The sequence below is a fragment of the Streptomyces sp. ATCC 21386 genome (assembly GCF_018728545.1).
In the GTDB taxonomy this organism is placed as follows: domain Bacteria; phylum Actinomycetota; class Actinomycetes; order Streptomycetales; family Streptomycetaceae; genus Streptomyces.
The window spans coordinates 9,783,636-9,803,630 of the sequence record NZ_JAAVVL010000001.1 but is presented as its reverse complement, the minus strand read 5'-3'; the positions used below and the strand labels follow the sequence as shown (position 1 = coordinate 9,803,630).

At 70.6% G+C, this 19,995-nt stretch carries 16 protein-coding genes and 1 tRNA gene; 7 read left to right on the top strand and 10 right to left on the bottom strand.

The features are described from left to right. Positions 1 to 61: 61 nt before the first annotated feature. Positions 62 to 652: a TetR/AcrR family transcriptional regulator gene (locus tag GWK25_RS42220; RefSeq protein WP_215457000.1), complete on the bottom strand. Its 591-nt coding sequence runs from the start codon at positions 650 to 652 to the stop codon at positions 62 to 64. Further along, complete coding sequence (locus GWK25_RS42215) at positions 649 to 2,166, bottom strand: 3-hydroxyacyl-CoA dehydrogenase (RefSeq protein ID WP_215456999.1); 1,518 nt, start codon at positions 2,164 to 2,166, stop codon at positions 649 to 651. Before GWK25_RS42215 ends, GWK25_RS42220 begins: the two co-directional genes overlap by 4 nt. Positions 2,167 to 2,367: 201 nt before the next feature. On the opposite strand from GWK25_RS42215, the gene paaN reads away from it, so the two are divergent. Continuing rightward, a complete protein-coding gene (gene paaN / locus GWK25_RS42210; RefSeq protein WP_215456998.1) occupies positions 2,368 to 4,074 on the top strand; it encodes a phenylacetic acid degradation protein PaaN in 1,707 nt (568 codons plus the stop codon). Between the two features lie 23 nt (positions 4,075 to 4,097). Here the strand turns inward: paaN and GWK25_RS42205 are convergent, their stop codons facing one another. From GWK25_RS42205 to GWK25_RS42195, 3 genes are all read right to left on the bottom strand, one after another. Next, positions 4,098 to 4,964, bottom strand: a complete 867-nt coding sequence (locus tag GWK25_RS42205) for a TrmH family RNA methyltransferase (RefSeq protein ID WP_374200682.1) — start codon at positions 4,962 to 4,964, stop codon at positions 4,098 to 4,100. A 116-nt stretch (positions 4,965 to 5,080) separates the two neighbouring features. After that, positions 5,081 to 6,391: an HTTM domain-containing protein gene (locus GWK25_RS42200; protein WP_374200681.1), complete on the bottom strand. Its 1,311-nt coding sequence runs from the start codon at positions 6,389 to 6,391 to the stop codon at positions 5,081 to 5,083. Continuing rightward, positions 6,388 to 7,323 carry a DUF5819 family protein gene (locus tag GWK25_RS42195; protein ID WP_215456997.1) on the bottom strand — a complete coding sequence of 312 codons (936 nt, stop codon included), beginning with the start codon at positions 7,321 to 7,323 and terminating at the stop codon, positions 6,388 to 6,390. The genes GWK25_RS42200 and GWK25_RS42195 overlap by 4 nt, the downstream gene beginning before the upstream one ends. Before the next feature lie 326 nt (positions 7,324 to 7,649). Between GWK25_RS42195 and GWK25_RS42190 the strand changes: the two genes are divergently transcribed. After that, the gene (locus tag GWK25_RS42190) at positions 7,650 to 8,876 is read left to right on the top strand and encodes an acyl-CoA dehydrogenase family protein (RefSeq protein ID WP_215456996.1); all 1,227 of its coding nucleotides are present in this window, start codon (positions 7,650 to 7,652) and stop codon (positions 8,874 to 8,876) included. A 76-nt stretch (positions 8,877 to 8,952) separates the two neighbouring features. Here GWK25_RS42190 and GWK25_RS42185 read toward each other — a convergent pair whose 3' ends face one another. From GWK25_RS42185 to GWK25_RS42165, 5 genes are all read right to left on the bottom strand, one after another. Continuing rightward, positions 8,953 to 9,282: a rhodanese-like domain-containing protein gene (locus GWK25_RS42185; protein WP_215457948.1), complete on the bottom strand. Its 330-nt coding sequence runs from the start codon at positions 9,280 to 9,282 to the stop codon at positions 8,953 to 8,955. 117 nt (positions 9,283 to 9,399) lie between these two features. Next, positions 9,400 to 10,488, bottom strand: a complete 1,089-nt coding sequence (locus tag GWK25_RS42180; RefSeq protein ID WP_215456995.1) for a J domain-containing protein — start codon at positions 10,486 to 10,488, stop codon at positions 9,400 to 9,402. 213 nt (positions 10,489 to 10,701) lie between these two features. After that, positions 10,702 to 12,165: a DUF2252 domain-containing protein gene (locus tag GWK25_RS42175; RefSeq protein WP_215457947.1), complete on the bottom strand. Its 1,464-nt coding sequence runs from the start codon at positions 12,163 to 12,165 to the stop codon at positions 10,702 to 10,704. A gap of 289 nt (positions 12,166 to 12,454) precedes the next feature. Then, entirely contained in the window at positions 12,455 to 12,595 is a 141-nt protein-coding gene (locus tag GWK25_RS42170) for a hypothetical protein (RefSeq protein ID WP_215456994.1), read from the bottom strand. Between the two features lie 694 nt (positions 12,596 to 13,289). Continuing rightward, positions 13,290 to 13,373, bottom strand: a tRNA-Leu gene (locus GWK25_RS42165). 486 nt (positions 13,374 to 13,859) lie between these two features. Between GWK25_RS42165 and GWK25_RS42160 the strand changes: the two genes are divergently transcribed. The 5 genes from GWK25_RS42160 to GWK25_RS42140 all read left to right on the top strand — a co-directional run bounded on the left by GWK25_RS42160 (position 13,860) and on the right by GWK25_RS42140 (position 19,837). Beyond that, a complete protein-coding gene (locus GWK25_RS42160; RefSeq protein ID WP_215456993.1) occupies positions 13,860 to 14,696 on the top strand; it encodes a DUF3662 and FHA domain-containing protein in 837 nt (278 codons plus the stop codon). 10 nt (positions 14,697 to 14,706) lie between these two features. Next, positions 14,707 to 15,237 (top strand): FHA domain-containing protein, encoded by a 531-nt coding sequence (locus GWK25_RS42155; protein ID WP_215456992.1) that lies wholly within the window; start codon positions 14,707 to 14,709, stop codon positions 15,235 to 15,237. Positions 15,238 to 15,365: 128 nt separating this feature from the next. Next, the gene (locus GWK25_RS42150; protein WP_251829280.1) at positions 15,366 to 16,901 is read left to right on the top strand and encodes a Stp1/IreP family PP2C-type Ser/Thr phosphatase; all 1,536 of its coding nucleotides are present in this window, start codon (positions 15,366 to 15,368) and stop codon (positions 16,899 to 16,901) included. A gap of 27 nt (positions 16,902 to 16,928) precedes the next feature. Further along, positions 16,929 to 18,380 (top strand): FtsW/RodA/SpoVE family cell cycle protein, encoded by a 1,452-nt coding sequence (locus GWK25_RS42145; RefSeq protein WP_215456991.1) that lies wholly within the window; start codon positions 16,929 to 16,931, stop codon positions 18,378 to 18,380. Then, positions 18,377 to 19,837, top strand: coding sequence for a penicillin-binding protein 2 (locus GWK25_RS42140; RefSeq protein ID WP_215456990.1), 1,461 nt, complete (start codon positions 18,377 to 18,379; stop codon positions 19,835 to 19,837). The genes GWK25_RS42145 and GWK25_RS42140 overlap by 4 nt, the downstream gene beginning before the upstream one ends. Positions 19,838 to 19,995: the final 158 nt, after the last annotated feature.

Here is a 19,995-nt window from a genome sequence, read left to right as displayed (position 1 = left end):
GACGCCCAGGCGCACGCTCGCGTCAAGGAGCGGGCGCCGAGGAGCGCCCACCGAGGACGGCTCACCCCTCGGCGCGCAACCCCGAGAACACCAAATGCGCCACGGCGTCGGACACTTCCCGCTCGCCCATGCCCCGCCCGTCCGGCCGGTACCACTCCACGATCGAGTTGATCATCCCGAAGACCAACCGGGTCGCGAGCCGTACCTCCACGTCACCCCGGACATCCCCGTCGGCCGCCGCCGCCTTCAGCAGTTCGGCGACCCGGTGGTCGAAGTCGCGGCGCCGCTCCAGCGCCCAGCGCTCGGTGTCGGTGTTGCCGCGCACCCGCAGCAGCAGGGTCACGTAGGGGAGCTCGTTCATGAGCACCTCGACCATGCGCCGGACGACGTGCTCCAGACGCTCCACCGCCCGCCCCTCGCGCGCGGGTTCCTCGTCGAGGATCCCGAAGAGGCCGTCCAGCGCCCGGCTGACGGCCCGGCGCAGCAACTCCTCCTTGCCGGTGACGTGGTGGTATATCGACGACTTGGAGATACCGGCCGCCCTGGACAGGTGCTCCATGGACGTGCCGTCGTAGCCCCGCTCGTTGAAGACCCGGACGGCGACGGACAGCAGCGTCTCCGGGGTGTACGTGTCGCGTCTGGCGGTGGTCATGAGGAGGTGCCCTCCCGCTTGTCGGAGGCGTAGGCGTGGCGGTAGAGCGCCAGGGACGGCGCGTAGCGTCCGGACGGGTCGCGCAGGTGCAGATCGTCCAGGAGGGCGTACGCCCAGTTCCGGCCCAGCCTGCGGCTCCATTCGAAGGGCCCCAGCGGGTAGTTGACGCCCAGCCGCATCGCCGTGTCGATGTCCTCCTTGGTGGCCACGCCCTTGGCGACGGCGTCGTGCGCAAGGTCGATGATCCGGGCCACCGTGCGGGCCACGATCATGCCGGGTGCGTCCCCGATGACGCTGACGTCCTTGCCGAGCGCCTGGAAGAGGCCGGTGGCCTCGGTGAGGGTCTGCGGTGAGGTGTCCTGGGAGGCGGAGAGCGCGATCCGGGTGGCTCTGCGGTAGTCGAGCGCCAGGTCGAAGTAGACGACGTCCCGGAACTCCACGGAGGTCTGCCCGTCGGCGAGGGCCAGCTGGCCGCCGCTCGGCAGGACGAGCCGCGTGCCGTGGTCCTCCTCGTCCTCGCGGACGGGGATGCCCGCCTCCCGGATCAGGGTGAGCAGGTCGGAGGCGGGGCCGAGGTCGCCCTCGACGACGACGTACGCCGGTGCGGGCACCGGCTCGGCGGTGTGCGGCTCGGGGCGCTCGGCGCCGTCGGTGTGGTCGTACCAGCCCTGTCCCGTCTTGCGGCCGAGCCGGCCGGACTCGACGAGCCGTCGCTGGGCGAGCGAGGGCGTGAACCGCACGTCCTGGAAGAACGCCTGCCAGACGGAGTGGGTGACGGACTCGTTGACGTCCTGCCCGATGAGGTCGGTCAGTTCGAAGGCGCCCATCCTGAACCCGCCGCACTCCCGCAGGATCGCGTCGATGGTGACGGGCTCGGCGGCCTGCGCCTCGTACACCGCGAAGGCCTCCGCATAGAACGGCCGTGCGATGCGGTTGACGATGAAGCCGGGGGTGTCCGCGCAGGCGACCGGTGTCTTGCCCCAGACGCGCGCCAGTTCGTACGCGCGCGTGGCGGAGGTGACGTCGGTGGCGAACCCGGAGACGACCTCGACGAGCGGCAACAGCGGCGCGGGGTTGAAGAAGTGCAGGCCCACGAAACGGCCCGGGTTGCGCAGGGCACCGCCGATGGCCGTGACGGACAGGGAGGAGGTGTTGGTGGCGAGCAGGCAGTCCTCGCCGACGATGTCCTCCAGAGCGCGGAACAGCTCCTGTTTGACGTCCAGCCGCTCCAGGACGGCCTCGACGACGAGGCCGCAGTCCGCGAGGTCGGCGAGGCTCTCGGCGGCGTGCAGCCGGGCGCGCGCGGCGTCGCGGTCCGCGCCCTTCATGCGGTCCTTCGCGACGAGCCGGTCGAGCCGCGCGCCGATCGCCTCTGCGGCCTCCCGGGCACGACCGGGCGCGACATCGAACAGACGTACGGGATGACCGGCGACCAGCGCGACCTGGGTGATGCCCTGGCCCATGGTGCCGGTGCCGACGACGGCCACGGGGCTGCTGAGGTCGAGTGCTGTCATGTGCGCGATCCTCCCGCACGGCGTTGTCCACAGATGCGGCGGACCCCCTTGTCCCGACCGATCGTTCGGTTACTCTAACTCTGTCCGCCCGCCCGTCGCCCACCACCACCCTGCACGAGGCGCTTCGCGCCACCCCCCGAATTCGTTCCTGCCCAGGTCAGGACTCGATGAAGAGCCCCTGACGTGAGGAGTTGGTCAAGCATGGCCGTCGAACCGTCCGCGCACGCCCTGATCGCCCAGCACCGGCCCACCCTCGACCAGGCCCTGGAAGCGATCCGCACCCGCGCGTACTGGTCGCCCCACCCCGAGCACCCCAAGGCGTACGGCGAGAACGGCAGCCTGGGCATGGCCGAGGGCAAGGCGGCCTTCGACGCCCTCCTCGGCACCCGTCTCGACTTCGGCCAGCCCGGCACCGACGACTGGGTGGGCGGCGAGACCTCCCCGTACGGCATCGAGCTGGGCGTCACCTACCCGCACGCGGACGTGGACACGCTGCTGCCCGCCATGAAGGCCGGGCAGCGCGCGTGGCGCGACGTGGGCGCCGAGGCGCGCGCGGCGGTGTGCCTGGAGATCCTCAAGCGCATCAGCGACCGCACCCACGAGTTCGCCCACGCCGTCATGCACACCAGCGGCCAGGCGTTCATGATGGCGTTCCAGGCCGGCGGCCCGCACGCCCAGGACCGTGGCCTGGAGGCGGTGGCCTACGCGTACGCGGAGCAGGTGCGCACCCCCGACGAGGCGGCGTGGAGCAAGCCCCAGGGCAAGCGCGACCCGCTCGCGCTCACCAAGAGCTTCAAGCCCGTCCCGCGCGGAATCGCCCTGGTCATCGGCTGCAACACCTTCCCCACGTGGAACGGCTACCCGGGCCTGTTCGCCTCCCTCGCCACCGGCAACGCGGTGCTCGTGAAGCCCCACCCGCGTGCGGTGCTGCCGCTCGCCCTCACGGTCCAGGTGGCCCGCGAGGTCCTCGCCGAGACCGGCTTCGACCCGAATCTGGTCGCGCTGGCCGCCGAACGCCCCGGCGAGGGCATCGCCAAGGCCCTGGCGACCCGCCCCGAGATCCGCATCATCGACTACACCGGCTCCACGTCCTTCGGCGACTGGCTGGAGGCCAACGCCCGCCAGGCGGAGGTCTACACGGAGAAGGCCGGCGTCAACACGGTGCTCGTCGACTCCACCGCCGACTACAAGGGCATGCTCTCCAACCTGGCCTTCTCCCTGTCCCTGTACAGCGGCCAGATGTGCACCACCCCGCAGAACCTGCTCATCCCCCGCGACGGCATCAGCACCGACGAGGGCGCCAAGTCCTACGACGAGGTCGTCACCGATCTCGCCAAGTCCGTCGGCGGCCTGCTGGGCGACGACGCGCGCGCGAACGCGCTGCTCGGCGCGATCGTGAACCCCGACGTCAAGGCCCGCCTCGAAGCGGCCGCGTCCCTCGGCGAAGTCGCGCTCCCCTCCCGGGAGATCACCCACCCCGAGTTCCCGGACGCGGTCGTCAGGACGCCGGTGATCGTGAAGCTCGACGGCGCGCGCAAGTACTGGGAGCGGACCGACGACGAGGCCGCGTACCTGAGCGAGTGCTTCGGGCCGGTGTCGTTCGCCGTCGCCGTGGACTCGACGGCGGACGGGCTCGACCTGCTGCGCCGGACCATCGCCGAGAAGGGCGCGATGACCGTCGGCGCGTACACGACCTCCGACGAGGTGGCCGAGGCCGTCGAGGAGGTCTGCCTGGAGGAGTGCGCGCAGCTGTCGCTGAACCTCACGGGCGGGGTCTACGTCAACCAGACAGCGGCGTTCTCCGACTTCCACGGATCCGGTGGCAACCCGGCGGCGAACGCGGCCCTGTGCGACGGGGCGTTCGTCGCCAACCGTTTCCGGGTCGTCGAAGTGCGCCGTGAGGCATAGCGGATCACACCGCTGAGCGCCCCTCAGGGGGCGCCCGACCCCGCGCTCCAGTGGTACAGCGTCATCGCCACGCTCGTCGCCAGGTTGTAGCTGGAGACCTGGGGCCGCATGGGCAGCGACAGCAAGTGGTCGGCTCGGGAACGCAGTTCTGCCGAGAGACCGCTGCGTTCGGAGCCGAAGGCGAGGACGGCGTCGTCCGGGAGTTTCAGCCCCCGGAGGTCGTCGCCCTCGGGGTCGAGCGCGAAGAGGGGGCCCGGGGGCAGATCGGCCACGGTCAGGCGCTCCACGGCGGTCGCGAAGTGCAGGCCCGCCCCGCCGCGCACCACTGTGGGATGCCAGGGGTCCATGGTGCCCGTGGTGACCACGCCGGTCGCGCCGAAGCCGGCCGCCAGGCGGATCACGGCGCCCGCGTTGCCCAGGTTGCGCGGGTTGTCGAGGACGACGACCGGGGCGGAGCGCGGCATGCGGGCGAGCGCCGCCAGATGGGCCTCGCGCGCTGGGCGCACGGCCAGGGCGGCGACGGCGGTGGGGTGCGGCCGCGCCACGAGGGTCCGGTACGTCTCCTCCGGGACCTCCTGGAGGAGACCCGCGAGACGGTCCCGTACGTCCGGGGCGAGGTCGTCGGCCAGGGCGAGCGCCGCCGCACGGTCGACGGTGACGGCCACCGGCACGTCGGCGCCGAAGCGCACGGCGTGTTTGAGGGCGTGAAATCCGTCGAGCAGGACGGCGGTGTCGACGAGACGACGCCAGGCCCGCACGGGTTCCCCGGCCGGGGACGCGGGCGATGCGCTCGCCGGGATCCCTGCTGGACGGGCGGCTGATTCGCTCACCGAGGCGTCGGCAGGACGGGCGGGTGATCCGCTCGCCGGGTAGCCAGCGGGTCCGGCCATCGGCCCGGCCGCCGCTCCGCCCCCAGGCTCGCCCGCCGCTCCGCCCTCGGGTCCGCCAGCCGCCTCGCTCGCAGGTCCGCCCGCCTTTTCGCCCCCTGGCGCGCTCACCGGATCGTTCATGCGGTGAAGCCTACGGGGGGCTGCTCGGCCGGCCCCTTCTCCTGCTTCTCCTGGGGGAGCGGAGGTTGCCCCGGGACGCGCTGGCCCGGGATCGTCCGGCCGCCGCCGGGCGGCACACGACGCAGGACGCGGTCACGCGCGCGTGCCACCAGGCCACCCAGGCGTTTCAGGAAGGGCGTCGGCAGGAAGACGGCGTCGGCGGCGATCATCGCGAGCGAGAAGAACGGCAGTCCCAGCACGACGGCGATCACGGCGTGCTCGGTCATCATGACCGCCAGCAGGACGTTCTTGACCCGCCGGTTGAAGAGCGTGAACGGGAAGGCGACCTGCACGATCACCGTCCCGTACGTCACCAGCATCACCATCGTGGCGCTGGACGACATCAGGTCGGACAGCGCGGCCCAGGGCGAGAAGTAGTCCAGGTGGAACGGGTAGTAGACGGCCGTGCCGTCCTGCCAGCGCGAGCCCTGGACCTTGTACCAGCCGGCCGCCGCGTAGATCAGACACGCCTCGGCCATGATCACGACCAGGGCGGCGTTGTGCGAGAGATTGCCGACGATGTCGAGCAGCGCACGCGGCTTGGTGTCCGACTCGACGCGCCCGGCGACCCACCAGAGGCCGTGCACCGCCCACAGACCCCAGAAGAAGGTGAGCCAGCCGCCCAACAGGCCCCCGGGGATCAGGCCGCCGAACGTCGCCACCAGCAGCGCGAAACCGAGCACACACCACAGGACGGGCCCGACCAGATCCTCCTGCGCTCGGCCGTCGCGCTCGAGACGCTCGCGCGTGCGCCGTGCGCGCCGTGCGTCCAGCGACCAGACCTGGGCGCAGCGGACGAAGACGAGGTAGATCGCCATGAGGTGGATGACGTTGTCGCCGCCGTCCCCCATGAAGACGCTGCGGTTCTGCAGCGAGAGCACGCCCACCATGAACAGGACGCTGACGGCGCGGGTGCGCCAGCCGAGCAGCAGCAGGAAGGTCGACAGCACGGCGAGGGCGTAGACGATCTCGAACCACACCATGCTGTCGGACCACATCAGCACCGTGAAGGCGTGGTTGTCCGCGATCAGCCGCTGGGCCAGCTCGAAGCTCCATGGCCCGTCGGGGCCGTACAGCTCGCGCCGGTGCGGGAACTCGCGCAGCAGGAACAGCAGCCAGGTCGCGGAGAAGCCGATCCGGATGATCGCGCTCTGGTACGGGCCCAGCGCGCGATCCGTGACACGGGTGATGCCGTTGCCGATCGCGGCGACGAGGCGTCCCACGGGGCTCACCGGCGGAGCCGGGTGGGGCGGGCTCATGGAGCTCATCCGGCGCTCGCCTCCGTCCGACCGGTGACGGCACGGTCGGCACCGGCCGCGTCGGCGGCGGCGTCCGTCCGGTCGTCGTCGGTCACCGACCACCAGGGCAGCTCGCGGACGACGGGCTTGTCGGACACCTTTTCCTCGCTCCACTCGGGCGGCTGCACATTGGTGGTACGGGACCGGAGCTGGATGCGCTCGAGCTCGCCGCCGGGGCCGCCGGCCTGCTCACGGTCGAGGCGCATCACGACGATGCGGCGCACATAGCGCTCGGACAGATCACCGCGCGACGAGGTGGCGCGGTGCTCACCGTCATGCGTGGCGGTGTAGAAGTCCCAGGCCCGGCGCAGCTCGTTCTGCTGGGTGTGGCTGGGCACCGGATTGTGGTCGATCGCGGCGCCGTCCAGCGCCGACAGGTCGTACCAGCCGGTGGTCCGCACCTCACCGTCGGCCGTGCGGACCTCGGCGCGCGCCTGCACCGCGATGTTCTGCTGCAGCGGGTTCGGCGCGAACAGCTTCCAGTTCTGCTCGAACTCCGGGTAGACCCATTCGTCGACCGCTCGGCCGTGCTGCTTCGTCAGTGTGTTCGAGGGGGCTATGTGCAGAAACACCAGCCCGAGATGCGCGCAGGTCGTCACCGCCACGATCGCGAGCACCAGCGCCACGGCGATCTGGTACGGCAGGGTCAGCGCGGCGATACCGGAGGCCGGCTGCACCGGCTCGGCTATCCGCTCCGGCCCCGAGGGGGACACCTCCGCCGGCGACCCCACCAGCGGCTCCGAGGACTCGGATGGGTGCGGCGACGGCGTCGGTTCCTCACGAGGCGGTCGATGATCCGGGCTCTTCGGACTCTTCCGAGGCGCATCGCGCACCGAGGCCGCGTCGTTCTCGGGCTCGTCCGGCCCTCGCCGGGCGTTCGAGTCCTCGTCGTTCGCGTCCATTGCGCCCAGCTCCCCGATTTGCACTACCCGGTCGACTTCCCCACCGGAACTTACTCAGCCGTGTTCCTCCGGCACAGCCCCGATGGCCACAGCAGTCACATCGTCACACCGCTCACACGGCACCCCAGAGGTTATCCACAGCGGGGGACACCTTACGGCGCGGTGTGGTCCGCTTCTCTCCCGAAAGCCCCTGCCGCCGCGCTGCCGCCCGCCGGACCAGGCGTTCGTCACCCGACCGTCGCCCGGGCCCCGCCGCACCATTCCCTTCTTCTAGAACCTGTTCTATCTTGACGCCCCGTCATCGGCGACACGGAAGGGGCGGGACCGTGGACTTCACGTTCACCGAGGAGCAGCAGGCGGCGGCCGAGGCGGCGAGGGCGGTGTTCGCCGGGGTCGCGCCGGACGGAGTGCCCAGCCCGTCGCTCGTGCCGGGGGCGGTCGCCGACGATTTCGACCGGGCCCTGTGGGCGAAGCTCGCCGACGCGGACCTGCTCAGCCTGTTGCTCGAGCCCGCGTACGGAGGGTCGGGTCTCGACCCGATCGCCCTCTGCCTGGTGCTGCGCGAGTCGTCGAAGGTGCTGGCCAGGGTCCCCCTGCTGGAGAGCGGCGCGGCCGCCGTGGCCGTGCAGGCCCACGGCGACGAGGACCTGAAAGCGGAGGTGCTCGCGCGCGTCGGCCGGGGCGAGGTCGTCCTGACCGTCGCCGCGCACGGCCGCAGCGGACACGATCCGGCCGAGCTCGCCGTGACCGCCCGCCGGGACGAAGGCGGCGCCTGGGTCCTGGACGGCATCCAGACGGCGGTGCCCTGGGCCCACAACGCGGACTTCATCGTCGTTCCCGCGACGGTCGCACCGACGTCGGTGGCCCCCGGCGCCTCCGCCGAGCGATCCGAGGGGGCGGCCGAGGCCGGTGCCGCCGAGCCGGACCCGGTCGCGGCCGATGACGGCCGGGCCGTGCTCGCCCTCGTGCCCCGCCTCCACGCCGGCGTGACGCTCGCCGAGCAGATCTCCACCACCGGCGAACGGCTCGCGGAACTGCGACTGGATTCGGCGCGGATCGCCGACCGGAACGTCCTCGACGCGGACGGCGCGTGGGAACGGCTACGGGACCTGCTGGCCACCGGCACCTGCGCGCTGGCGCTCGGCCTGGGTGAGGGTGTCCTCGGCATGACCAGCGACTACGCCGGCAAACGCGAACAGTTCGGCTTCCCGATCGCCTCGTTCCAGGCCGTCGCCGTCCAGGCCGCCGACCGCTTCATCGACCTGCGCGCGATGGAGGCGACGCTGTGGCAGGCCGCCTGGCGCATCACCTCCGGCGCGACAGGGGCGCTGCCCGCCTCCGGAGATGTGGCCGTGGCCAAGATCTGGGCCTCGGAAGGAGTACGGCGGGTCGTGCAGACCGCGCAGCATCTGCACGGGGGCTTCGGCGCCGACGTCGACTATCCCCTGCACCGCTATCACGCCTGGGCCAAGCACCTCGAACTGTCGCTCGGCCCTGCGGCGGCCCACGAGGATGCCCTCGGGGACCTGCTGGCGGCACACCCTCTCGGCTGAGCGACGCGCACGCCTCGACGCGGGGCGCGCCCGTCCGATCCGCTCGTCCTCCGCGCGCCCCGAACCGCCACGTTCCCTAGAGAACGAAGCCCGCCCCGCCCTTGTCATCCACCACGGGACGACCGACGGCAGCCCAGACCTGCATGCCGCCGTCGACGTTCACGGCGTCGATGCCCTGCTGGACGAGATAGTTGGTGACCTGCGCCGAACGCCCGCCCGAGCGGCAGATCACATGGACCCTGCCGTCCTGCGGCGCCGCCTCGGTGAGCTCGCCGTAGCGCGCCACGAACTCACTGATGGGAATGTGCAGCGCCCCTTCGGCATGACCCGCCTGCCACTCGTCGTCCTCCCGGACGTCCAGCAGGAAGTCGTCGTCCTTGAGGTCCGAGACCTCGACCGTGGGCACACCCGCTCCGAAATGCATGCGTCCGACGCTACCCGACCGAACGGCCGCCGTCCGAAGCCGTCGGCAACCGAGCGGACCAGCGGACCGACTCAGCAGCCCCAGCCCGCCCCAGCCGGTTCAGCCACCCTGCCGATCCTGGCCTCCCTGGCCCTCTTGCTCCCCCTGTCCGTCCCGGCCACCGTCGACGCCCTGGCCGACCAGCCCCGCCAGCTCCGCCTCCCGCTGCTCGACCTCCGCCAGCAGCTGGTCGGCGATCTCGTCGAGGAGGCGGTCCGGGTCGTCCGGCGCGAGACGGAGCATCGAGCCGATGGCACCCTCCTCCAGCTCCCGGGCGAGGAGCGCGAGAAGCTCCTTGCGCTGGGCGAGCCACTCCAGCCGTGCGTACAGCTCCTCGGCACGGCTCGGCCTCTGCTCCTCCGGCACCGGACCGGCCGCCCACTCCTCGGACAGCTCCCGCAGCAGCACCTCGTCACCACGGCCGTAGGCGGCGTTCACCCGGGCGATGAACTCGTCCCGCCGCTCCCGCTCCTTGTCGTCCCGCGCCAGGTCGGGGTGCGCCTTGCGCACCAGTTCGCGGTAGAGCCTGCGGGCCTCGTCGCTCGGGCGGACCCGCTCCGGGGGCCGCACGGGCTGGTCGGTGAGCATGGCCGCCGCCTCGGGGAACAACCCCTCCGAGTCCATCCAACCGTGGAACAACTCCTCCACGCCCGGCATGGGCATGACCCGAGCGCGCGCTTCCTGCGCCTTGCGCACGTCCTCGGGGTCACCGGTGCGCGCTGCCTTCGCCTCGGCGATCTGGGCGTCCAGCTCGTCCAGTCGCGCGTACATGGGGCCGAGCTTCTGGTGATGCAACCGGGAGAAGTTCTCGACCTCCACCCGGAAGGTCTCCACCGCGATCTCGTACTCGATCAACGCCTGCTCGGCCGCTCGCACGGCCCGCTCCAACCGCTCCTCGGGCCGCCCGGAGCCCGCCTCCCCGGCGTTCCCCTGACCGTCGGCGGATGCCGGGCCCGCGTCGGACACCGACGACTCGGCATGCCCCGACGCCTCGGCAGGCTCCGACTCAGCAGGTCCTGACGCCCGAGACGCGTCGCCCTCGGCGGACGGCGTCGCTCCGCCGGGTTCGGTGCCCGCGCCGGGCTCCGTGGTCTCCACGGGCTCGGTGGAGCGCTCGGACGGTGTCTGGTCGGCTTCCGGGGTCGTCACCCGACCCAGCCTAGGCCACGGCCCCAGGCCGCACCGCAAGCCACCGGACACCTGGCCATCGCGCATCCATACGAACGCCCGACCACCCCAGGCCGCCATGTCCGTCCGCCGCCACCGCCCCAGGCCGCCCCTCCCGTCCACCCGCCGTCACGCGTGGCCGCCCCGTCCCCCGCTCGCCCCCTTACCTCGGATCCGTCGCGATCCGTCCTGCCCTCAGACCCCCGACTCCGCCGCGATCCGCCCTGCCCGTACCGCCGCCACCAGGTCCGCGTGATCCGCCTCCGTGCGGTCCGCGTAGGTGACGGCGAACGTGGCCGTCGCCTCGTCGAGTTCGTCGTTCTTGCCGCAGTAGCCGGCCAGCAGGCGGGGGTTCGCGCTGTGGGCGTGGGCGCGGGCGAGGAGGGCGCCGGTCATGCGACCGTAGTCGTCGATCTGGTCGGCGGCCAGGGCGGCGGGGTCGACACTGCCCTTGCGGTTGCGGAACTGGCGCACCTGGAAGGGGAGTCCGTCGACCGTCGTCCAGCCCAGCAGTATGTCGCTGACGACCTGCATCCGCTTCTGGCCGAGGACCACCCGGCGCCCCTCGTGGTCCACCTCCGGCACCTCGAAGCCGGCCGTCACGAGGTGCGGTTCCAGAGCCGACGGGCGGGCCTCCTTCACCTGGAGGACGAGCGCTTCACCACGGTGGTCCAGGAGCAGGACGACGTACGAACGGGTGCCCACACTGCCGGTCCCCACCACGCGGAACGCCACGTCCTGCACGGCGTACCGGGCGAGCAGCGGATGGCGGTCCTCCGAGAGCGTGGTCAGGTACTGCGTCAGGGAGGTGGCCACGACGGCGGCCTCCTTGTCGTCCACGCGGCGCAGCACCGGCGGGGCGTCCACGAAGTGGCGCCCACCGCCCTCCACCTGCCGCGTCGACTTGGCCGCGAAACGGCCGCTGGTGTTGGCGCGCGCCTTCTCCGCCACCCTCTCCAGCGTGCCCAGCAGGTCGTGGGCGTCGGTGTAGGAGACCAGTTCCTCGTCCGCGATGGCGTTCCACGCGTCGAGCGCCGGGAGCTTGGCGAGGAGCCTCATGGTGCGCCGGTAGGCGCCCGTCGCGTCGTACGCCGCCTTCCGGCAGACGTCCTCGTCGGCGCCCGCCTCCCGGCCGGCGAGCACCAGCGAGGTGGCGAGGCGCTTGAGGTCCCACTCCCAAGGACCGTGCACGGTCTCATCGAAGTCGTTGAGGTCGATGACGAGCCCCCCGCGGGCGTCCCCGTACAGGCCGAAGTTGGCCGCGTGGGCGTCTCCGCAGATCTGCGCGCCGATGCCGGTGATCGGCGTACGGGCCAGGTCATGGGCCATGAGGCCGGCCGAGCCGCGCAGGAACGCGAAGGGGGTGGCCGCCATCCTGCCGACTCGTATCGGGGTGAGCTCGGGGATCCGGCCGCGGTTGGACTCCTCGACCGCCGACACCGCGTCCGGCCGGTCGGTGGTGAGCGTCAGGTCGGCGTGCGCGCTGCGGGGCACCCTGGTGCGCAGCGCCTTGCCCTCGTCCTTGGGCGACCCCACCGCGGGCCAACGGGCGAACCCCGTCACCGCCGGCACCCGCGCGGCGGCGGACGGCGCCACCGTCGCCGCCCCGGTCCGCCCGGATTCCGCCGCCCCCGGCTCGGCTCCCGCGCCCGCCGCCATCACACCGACCTCGGTCACAGCGACCGCCTCCCCCGCACACGTCCACGCACGAACATCAACTCGTGACGACGGTACAGCCGGTGGCCGAAACGCGTCAGACCCTGTGGACAACTCCACGTCGCACCCGTCCACACCTGTGGAAAACCGGATCGAACCGACGTCCTCTCCACCGGAGAAGACCGGGAGCCTGCCCGCCTCGCCGCCCAGGTCCGCCGGGGAATGCGAGGGGAGGCCACCCCGGCGAGGAAGCAGCCACCCCGTCGACCGGTTCAGACGGCGTCAGACGGCCTCAGGCCGCATACGTGGCACTCTGCGCGGTGGTCACCACCCTCTGGCCGTCGGTCTGGCTCAGCAGTCCCGCCGACACCCACGTACCGACGGTCGACTGCACCCGCGCCACCAGCGCGACCTTGTTTTCGTGCCACCCCACTTGCCGGTGACGGCGAGCATGCGTCGTAGCCGCGGCCGTGGTCGAGCCTCAGCTGACGCTTGTCCGCGAAAAGGCCCTGGCCGAGCGTCACGTCCTTGAGCTCGAAGGGCCGTACCGACCAGGTGGACGGCGTCGGGACCGTGGCGGCGACCGCTCGGCCGCCGCCCGCCCCCAGTGAGACCCCGGGTGCGGCCGCGGCGAGCATCGCCGACTGGAGGAGGAAACGTCTGGAGAGGGGCGGTGCCATGTGCGCCCCGTCTCTGGCGGGGTGGGGTGTGGCTGAGATCGAAGTGAAGATTACGTTCGACATTTCGTACGTTGTGCGAATTATCGACCAGAAGGTCGGTATGCCACAGTCGGGCGTCAACGGCACTGACGGCCTCCCGAGGCCAACGGTCCACCTCACGGGGCCACTTGCACGCCCTCGGCACCGTTTCACGTGAAACATCGTTCGTGCCCGCATCTACGGCGGTTCATGTGACGCTGACCGCCTGACGCAGGCGACCGCGCACACGCAGCGCGGCACGCCCCCACGCCGTCTCGCACCACCGGAAGACGAAAGCCCTTACTGAATCTCCTGAGAGACTCCTCACACTCCAGAGTCCCGCGCAGTAAGCCGACCCGCCTCTGAGCGCGCAGTCCAACGACAAAAAAGAAGCGGTCCCATCGTGATCACGATGGGACCGCTTCGCTGTGCGCGAGGGGGGAGTTGAACCCCCACGCCCTTGCGGGCACTGGAACCTGAATCCAGCGCGTCTGCCTATTCCGCCACCCGCGCATTGAGTGTGTCCTCAGGCCCCGTTCCTTGCGGTCTGGCGCCTTCCGACATCGAGAAGATTAGCACGCTGGAGAGGGTGGCTTCACATCCCTTAAACCGCGGCCCGCCCCACACCACGCCGCCCTGGACCGGCCGACCAGCACGGACCGAACACACGCCCTCTCCTGTCACGTATCAACGAGTGCTGGTTCACGTATCAACCTCGTACCGGTCCCGGCCATCTCCTTGGGAGAGGGACGGGGCGCACAGTCCGGTGCGGGACACTGGTCTCGCGCCGCCTCTACGATCCTTGGCAGAGTTCGGACGGGGTAGTTCGAAGAGGAGCTCCGATGGGAATCCGGGAGGGGACTTCAGTGGGCGTCGACGCCGGGTGACACCGGTCGACCGGGCCGACAGGGGGAACCAGCCGATTTCCCGGCGCGTGGATACGATCAGTAAGCAGTACCGATGCGGTACGCAGAGCGGTGACGACGGAGGAGGTGCCCCATGGGAGTCCTGAAGAAGTTCGAGCAACGTCTCGAAGGTCTGGTCAACGGCACCTTCGCCAAGGTGTTCAAGTCCGAGGTCCAGCCCGTGGAGATCGCGGGAGCACTCCAGCGGGAGTGCGACAACAACGCGACCATCTGGAACCGCGACCGTACGGTCGTCCCCAACGACTTCATCGTGGAGCTGAGCACGCCCGACTTCGAGCGACTCAGCCCCTACTCCGGCCAGCTCGGCGACGAACTCGCCGGCATGGTGCGCGACTACGCCAAGCAGCAGCGCTACACCTTCATGGGCCCCATCAAGGTCCATCTGGAGAAAGCCGACGACCTCGACACCGGTCTGTACCGGGTGCGCAGTCGTACGCTCGCCTCCTCCACCAACCAGCAGGCCCCCTCGGGCGCCCCGGCGAGCCCCGCCGCGGGCCGCCCCGGCGGCTACGGCTACCCGCCCACCGCCGCCCCCACGGGTGCCCCGCCCATGCCGGCCACACCGCCGCCCGGCGGCCGTCCCGCCCCGCTCGGCCAGCGGCCGCCCGCCTCTCCGGCGGGCGGGGGACGCACGCGCTACTGGATCGAGATCAACGGCACCCGCCACCAGATCTCCCGCCCGACGCTGGTGCTGGGGCGCAGCACCGAAGCCGACGTGCGGATCGACGACCCCGGCGTCTCCCGCCGGCACTGCGAGATCCGGACCGGAACGCCCTCGACGATCCAGGATCTCGGATCCACCAACGGCATCGTGGTGGACGGGCAGCACACCACCCGCGCTACGCTCCGCGACGGCTCGCGGATCGTCGTGGGCAGCAGCACCATCATTTACCGGCAAGCCGAAGGGTGAAGCGGGGGCAATGTCAGAGCTGACCCTCACGGTCATGCGGCTGGGTTTCCTGGCCGTACTGTGGCTGTTCGTGATCGTGGCCGTGCAGGTCATCCGCAGCGACCTGTTCGGTACGCGTGTCACCCAGCGGGGGTCGCGCCGGGAGAGCGCGCGGCCGCAACCGGCGGCCCGCCAGACCGCGCCCCCGCAGCAGCGCGGCCAGCAACCCGCCCCCTCCACCGGCGGTGGCGGCCGTCGCGGGCGCAACGCCCCGACCAAGCTCGTCGTGAGCGAGGGCACACTGACGGGGACGACCGTGGCACTCCAGGGCCAGACCATCACCCTGGGCCGCGCACACGACTCCACAATCGTGCTGGACGACGACTACGCCTCCAGCCGGCACGCCCGGATCTACCCGGATCGCGACGGCCAGTGGATCGTCGAGGACCTGGGGTCCACCAACGGCACATATCTCGACCGGAACCGACTGACGACTCCCACGCCGATTCCGCTGGGCGCGCCGATCCGCATCGGCAAGACCGTCATCGAGCTGCGGAAGTAGTGCTACATCATGAGTAGGCGCGAGCGGAGCGAGCACGCGGGGGCGGCCCTCACCAGGGCTCCCGGCGCGCTCCCGACCGGAGGGTGGGCACCGTGCGGATGTACCCGGAGCCGACGGGCGAGGTGCGCATGAGTCTGTCACTGCGCTTCGCCGCCGGATCGCACAAAGGCATGATCCGCGAGGGCAACGAGGACTCGGGCTACGCCGGTCCGCGGTTGCTCGCGATCGCCGACGGCATGGGCGGCCAGGCGGCCGGTGAGGTCGCCTCCTCCGAGGTGATCTCCACCCTCGTCACGCTCGACGACGACGTCCCCGGCTCCGACATCCTCACCTCCCTCGGCACTGCCGTGCAGCGCGCCAACGACCAGCTGCGCTCGATGGTCGAGGAGGACCCGCAGCTGGAGGGCATGGGCACCACGCTCACTGCCCTGCTGTGGACCGGTCAGCGACTCGGCCTGGTCCACGTCGGCGACTCCCGCGCCTACCTCCTCAGGGACGGTGTCCTCACCCAGATCACCCAGGACCACACCTGGGTGCAGCGTCTGGTCGACGAGGGCCGCATCACGGAGGAGGAAGCCACCACCCACCCGCAGCGCTCCCTGCTGATGCGCGCGCTGGGCAGCGGCGACCACGTGGAGCCCGACCTCTCCATCCGTGAGGTCCGGGCCGGCGACCGGTATCTGATCTGCTCCGACGGCCTGTCCGGCGTGGTGTCCCACCAGACGATGGAGGACACCCTCGCCAGCTACCAGGGCCCGCAGGAGACCGTGCAGGAACTGATCCAGCTCGCGCTGCGCGGCGGCGGCCCGGACAACATCACGGTCATCGTCGCCGACGTCCTCGACCTCGACACCGGAGACACCCTCGCCGGGCAGCTCTCCGACACCCCGGTCGTGGTCGGCGCCGTCGCCGAGAACCAGCTCCACCTCCAGGACAACGGCATCATGCAGACCCCCGCCGGCCGGGCCTCCGGTCTCGGCCGTCAGGGGCACCGGCAGGGCGGCGGCGAGTTCGGCCCGCCCGGCTCCGGCGACACCACCGGGTACATGCCCGCCGCGGGCGGCTTCGGGGACTACTCCGACGACGACTTCGTCAAGCCGCGCAAGAAGGGCAGGTGGATGAAGAGATCCTTCTTCGGCATCCTCGCCCTCGCCGTCGTCGGCGGTGGCCTGTACGGCGGTTACCGCTGGACGCAGACGCAGTACTACGTCGGCTCCAAGGATGACCACGTGGCGCTGTACCGGGGCATCAGCCAGGACCTGGCCTGGATCTCGCTCTCGAAGGTCGAGAAGGACCACCCCGAGATCGAACTCAAGTACCTCCCGCCCTACCAGCAGAAGCTGGTCGAAGCCACGATCGCCGAGGGCGGTCTGAGCGACGCCCAGAAGAAGATCGAGGAGCTGTCCACCCAGGCGTCGGCGTGCAAGAAGAACGCCGAGCGCCGCGAGGCCGCGGACAGCAACGCCAAGACGGGCGAGGGCGAGGCAGGCGGAGTCACGGGAACCACGAAGACCTCCCTCACGTCCAAGGCCACATCGTCCCCGACGCCGACACAGTCGGCGTCCCCGACCCCGAACCAGACTGAGACCGCACCCACACCGTCGGCCGGCCCCACCCTCTCGGAGGAGGAGCAGCAGCTGGTCTCACGGTGCGGTGAGCAGTAGGCAAGCCGCGAGGGGCCCACGTACACCATGAGCAGTACTACCAACCCGTCGACGCAGCACACGTCCACGATCGGCGCGATCGGCACACCGAGCCGACGCAACACCGAGCTGGCGCTGCTCGCGTTCGCGGTCGTCATCCCGGTGTTCGCCTACGCCAACGTGGGTCTCGCCCTCAACGACGAGGTGCCCGCCGGGCTCGCCGCCTACGGCATCGGTCTCGGGGTGCTGGCCGGTATCGGTCATCTCGTCATCCGCAAGTTCGCGCCGTACGCCGACCCGCTGCTGCTGCCGCTGGCCACGCTGCTGAACGGGCTGGGGCTGGTGGCCATCTGGCGGCTGGACCAGTCGAAACTGCTCCAGCAGATCGGCCAGGCAGGCGGCAAGGCGACCAATCAGCTCGTCTACACGGCGATGGGCATCGCGCTCCTCATCGCCGTCCTGATCTTCCTCAAGGACCACCGCACCCTTCAGCGCTACACGTACATCTCCATGGCCGGCGCGCTGGTCCTGCTGCTGCTCCCCCTGGTACCGGGCCTCGGCGCGGAACTCACCTACGGCGCCAAGATCTGGATCCAGGTCGGCAGCTTCACCATCCAGCCCGGCGAGTTCGCCAAGATCGTGCTGGCGATCTTCTTCGCCGGCTACCTGATGGTGAAGCGCGACGCGCTGGCCCTGGCGAGCCGCCGCTTCATGGGCCTGTACCTGCCGCGCGGCCGCGACCTCGGCCCGATCATCGTCGTCTGGGCGATCTCGATCCTCATCCTGGTCTTCGAGACCGACCTCGGCACCTCGCTGCTGTTCTTCGGCATGTTCGTGATCATGCTGTACGTCGCGACCGAGCGGACCAGCTGGATCGTCTTCGGTCTGTTGATGTCCGCGGCCGGCGCGGTCGGCGTGGCCAGCTTCGAGCCCCATGTCCAGACCCGTGTCCAGGCATGGCTCGACCCGTACCGCGAGTACAAGCTCAGCCGCGCGGGGGTCAACGACGGCGTCGTCCACTCCGAGCAGGCCATGCAGGCCCTCTGGGCCTTCGGCTCCGGCGGCACCCTCGGCACCGGCTGGGGCCAGGGCCACTCCGAACTGATCCGCTTCGCCGCTAACTCCGACTTCATCCTCGCCACCTTCGGTGAGGAACTGGGTCTGACCGGTGTAATGGCGATCCTGTTGATCTACGGTCTGGTCGTGGAGCGCGGAATCCGTACGGCCCTCGCCGCTCGCGACCCGTTCGGCAAGCTGCTCGCCGTCGGCCTGTCCGGTGCGTTCGCCCTCCAGGTCTTCGTCGTCGCCGGCGGTGTCATGGGCCTCATCCCGCTGACCGGTATGACGATGCCGTTCCTGGCGTACGGAGGATCGTCGGTCATCGCCAACTGGGCGCTCATCGGCGTGCTGATCAGAATCAGCGACACCGCACGCCGACCCGCACCCGCCCCCGCACCCAACCCCGACGCCGAGATGACCCAGGTGGTCCGCCCGTCATGAACAAGCCTCTGCGCCGCATCGCGATCTTCTGCGGGATCCTGGTCCTCGCCCTGCTCATCCGCAACAACTGGCTCCAGTACGTCCAGGCGGATGCCCTCGCCACCCACAAGGAGAACCGGCGCGTCTCCATCGAGCGCTACGCCACGCCTCGCGGGGACATCATCGTCGACGGCAAGGCCATCACCGGGTCCGTCGCGACCGAGGGCGTCGACTACAAGTACAAGCGCACTTGGAAAAACGGCGAGATGTGGGCGCCGGTCACCGGTTACTCCTCCCAGATCGTCGGCGCCACCCAGCTGGAGAACCTCGAGGACGGCATCCTCACCGGCAACGACGACCGGCTCTTCTTCCGGAACACGCTGGACATGCTCACCGGCAAGAAGAAGGAGGGCGGCAGCGTCGTCACCACCCTCAACGCCGCCGCGCAGAAGGCAGCCTTCGAGGGCCTCGGCGACAAGAAGGGCGCCGTCGCCGCGCTCGACCCCAAGACCGGCGCGGTCCTCGCCCTGGCCTCCACGCCGTCCTACGACCCGTCCACGTTCGCCGGGATCAGCACCAAGGACGGCGAGACCTTCTCGAAGCTGGAGAAGGACTCCGACAAGCCGATGCTGAACCGCGCGCTGCGCGAGACCTACCCTCCTGGGTCCACTTTCAAGGTGGTCACGGCCGCCGCGGCCCTGGAGAACGGCATCGTCACGGATATCGACGACAAGACGGACACGCCTGACCCGTACAAACTGCCGGAGTCGTCCACCCCCCTCACCAACCAGCACGGCGTGTGCAAGAACGCCACCCTCCGCTACGCGCTCGAGCAGTCCTGCAACACGGTCTTCGGCAAGCTCTCCGACGCCGTCCGCAACGACAAGATGATCGAGCAGGCCGAGAAGTTCGGCTTCAATGACTCGACGCTGGACACCCCCGTCCGCGCCGCGGAGAGCGTCTACCCCGAGGACAACCGCCCGCAGAACGCGATGGCCGGCATCGGGCAGGCCTCCAACCGGGCCACCCCGCTCCAGATGGCCATGGTCGCCTCCGCCGTCGCCAACGACGGCGAGCTGATGAAGCCCTACATGGTCGACCAGCTGCGGGCTTCCAACCTCGACGTCATCGAGAACCACGACCCCGAGACACTCTCACAAGCGGTCTCACCAGAGAACGCCCAGAAGCTCCAGGACATGATGGAGAGCGTCGTCAAGACGGGTACCGGTACGAACGCACAGATCGCCGGCGTCACCGTCGGTGGCAAGACCGGTACCGCCCAGCACGGCGTGAACAACAAGGAGAAGCCGTACGCCTGGTTCATCTCCTACGCCAAGCTCAGTGACGGCAGCTCGCCGGTGGCCGTGGCCGTGGTCGTCGAGGACAGCGACGCCTCACGTGGCGACATCTCCGGTGGCGGTCTCGCGGCCCCGATCGCGAAGAGCGTGATGCAGGCAGTGATCAACAGCAAGAAGTGACCCCGCTCACGTCGCCTTCACATCGGTGCACGTTGCGATACCGGTCCTGTATCGGGTGACGCGGTTGGCCAGGTCATAGAAGGCGAGCCGGGTACCGTATGCCCGGAGCACAGCCGCCGGACCACACATGGGTGCGGTCGGGACCGACGGAGAGGGCT

Excerpts from the sequence above, each read along its gene's own strand:
- GWK25_RS42205 (WP_374200682.1), bottom strand. The coding sequence starts at position 4,964 with ATGGCCGGACCCGCTGGCTACCCGGCGAGCGGATCACCCGCCCGTCCT.
- GWK25_RS42195 (WP_215456997.1), bottom strand. The coding sequence starts at position 7,323 with ATGGACGCGAACGACGAGGACTCGAACGCCCGGCGAGGGCCGGACGAG.
- GWK25_RS42160 (WP_215456993.1), top strand. The coding sequence starts at position 13,860 with ATGGGAGTCCTGAAGAAGTTCGAGCAACGTCTCGAAGGTCTGGTCAAC.
- GWK25_RS42155 (WP_215456992.1), top strand. The coding sequence starts at position 14,707 with ATGTCAGAGCTGACCCTCACGGTCATGCGGCTGGGTTTCCTGGCCGTA.
- GWK25_RS42140 (WP_215456990.1), top strand. The coding sequence starts at position 18,377 with ATGAACAAGCCTCTGCGCCGCATCGCGATCTTCTGCGGGATCCTGGTC.
- GWK25_RS42220 (WP_215457000.1), bottom strand. The coding sequence starts at position 652 with ATGACCACCGCCAGACGCGACACGTACACCCCGGAGACGCTGCTGTCC.
- GWK25_RS42175 (WP_215457947.1), bottom strand. The coding sequence starts at position 12,165 with ATGGCGGCGGGCGCGGGAGCCGAGCCGGGGGCGGCGGAATCCGGGCGG.
- GWK25_RS42145 (WP_215456991.1), top strand. The coding sequence starts at position 16,929 with ATGAGCAGTACTACCAACCCGTCGACGCAGCACACGTCCACGATCGGC.
- GWK25_RS42200 (WP_374200681.1), bottom strand. The coding sequence starts at position 6,391 with ATGAGCTCCATGAGCCCGCCCCACCCGGCTCCGCCGGTGAGCCCCGTG.
- GWK25_RS42215 (WP_215456999.1), bottom strand. The coding sequence starts at position 2,166 with ATGACAGCACTCGACCTCAGCAGCCCCGTGGCCGTCGTCGGCACCGGC.
- GWK25_RS42150 (WP_251829280.1), top strand. The coding sequence starts at position 15,366 with ATGAGTCTGTCACTGCGCTTCGCCGCCGGATCGCACAAAGGCATGATC.
- paaN (WP_215456998.1), top strand. The coding sequence starts at position 2,368 with ATGGCCGTCGAACCGTCCGCGCACGCCCTGATCGCCCAGCACCGGCCC.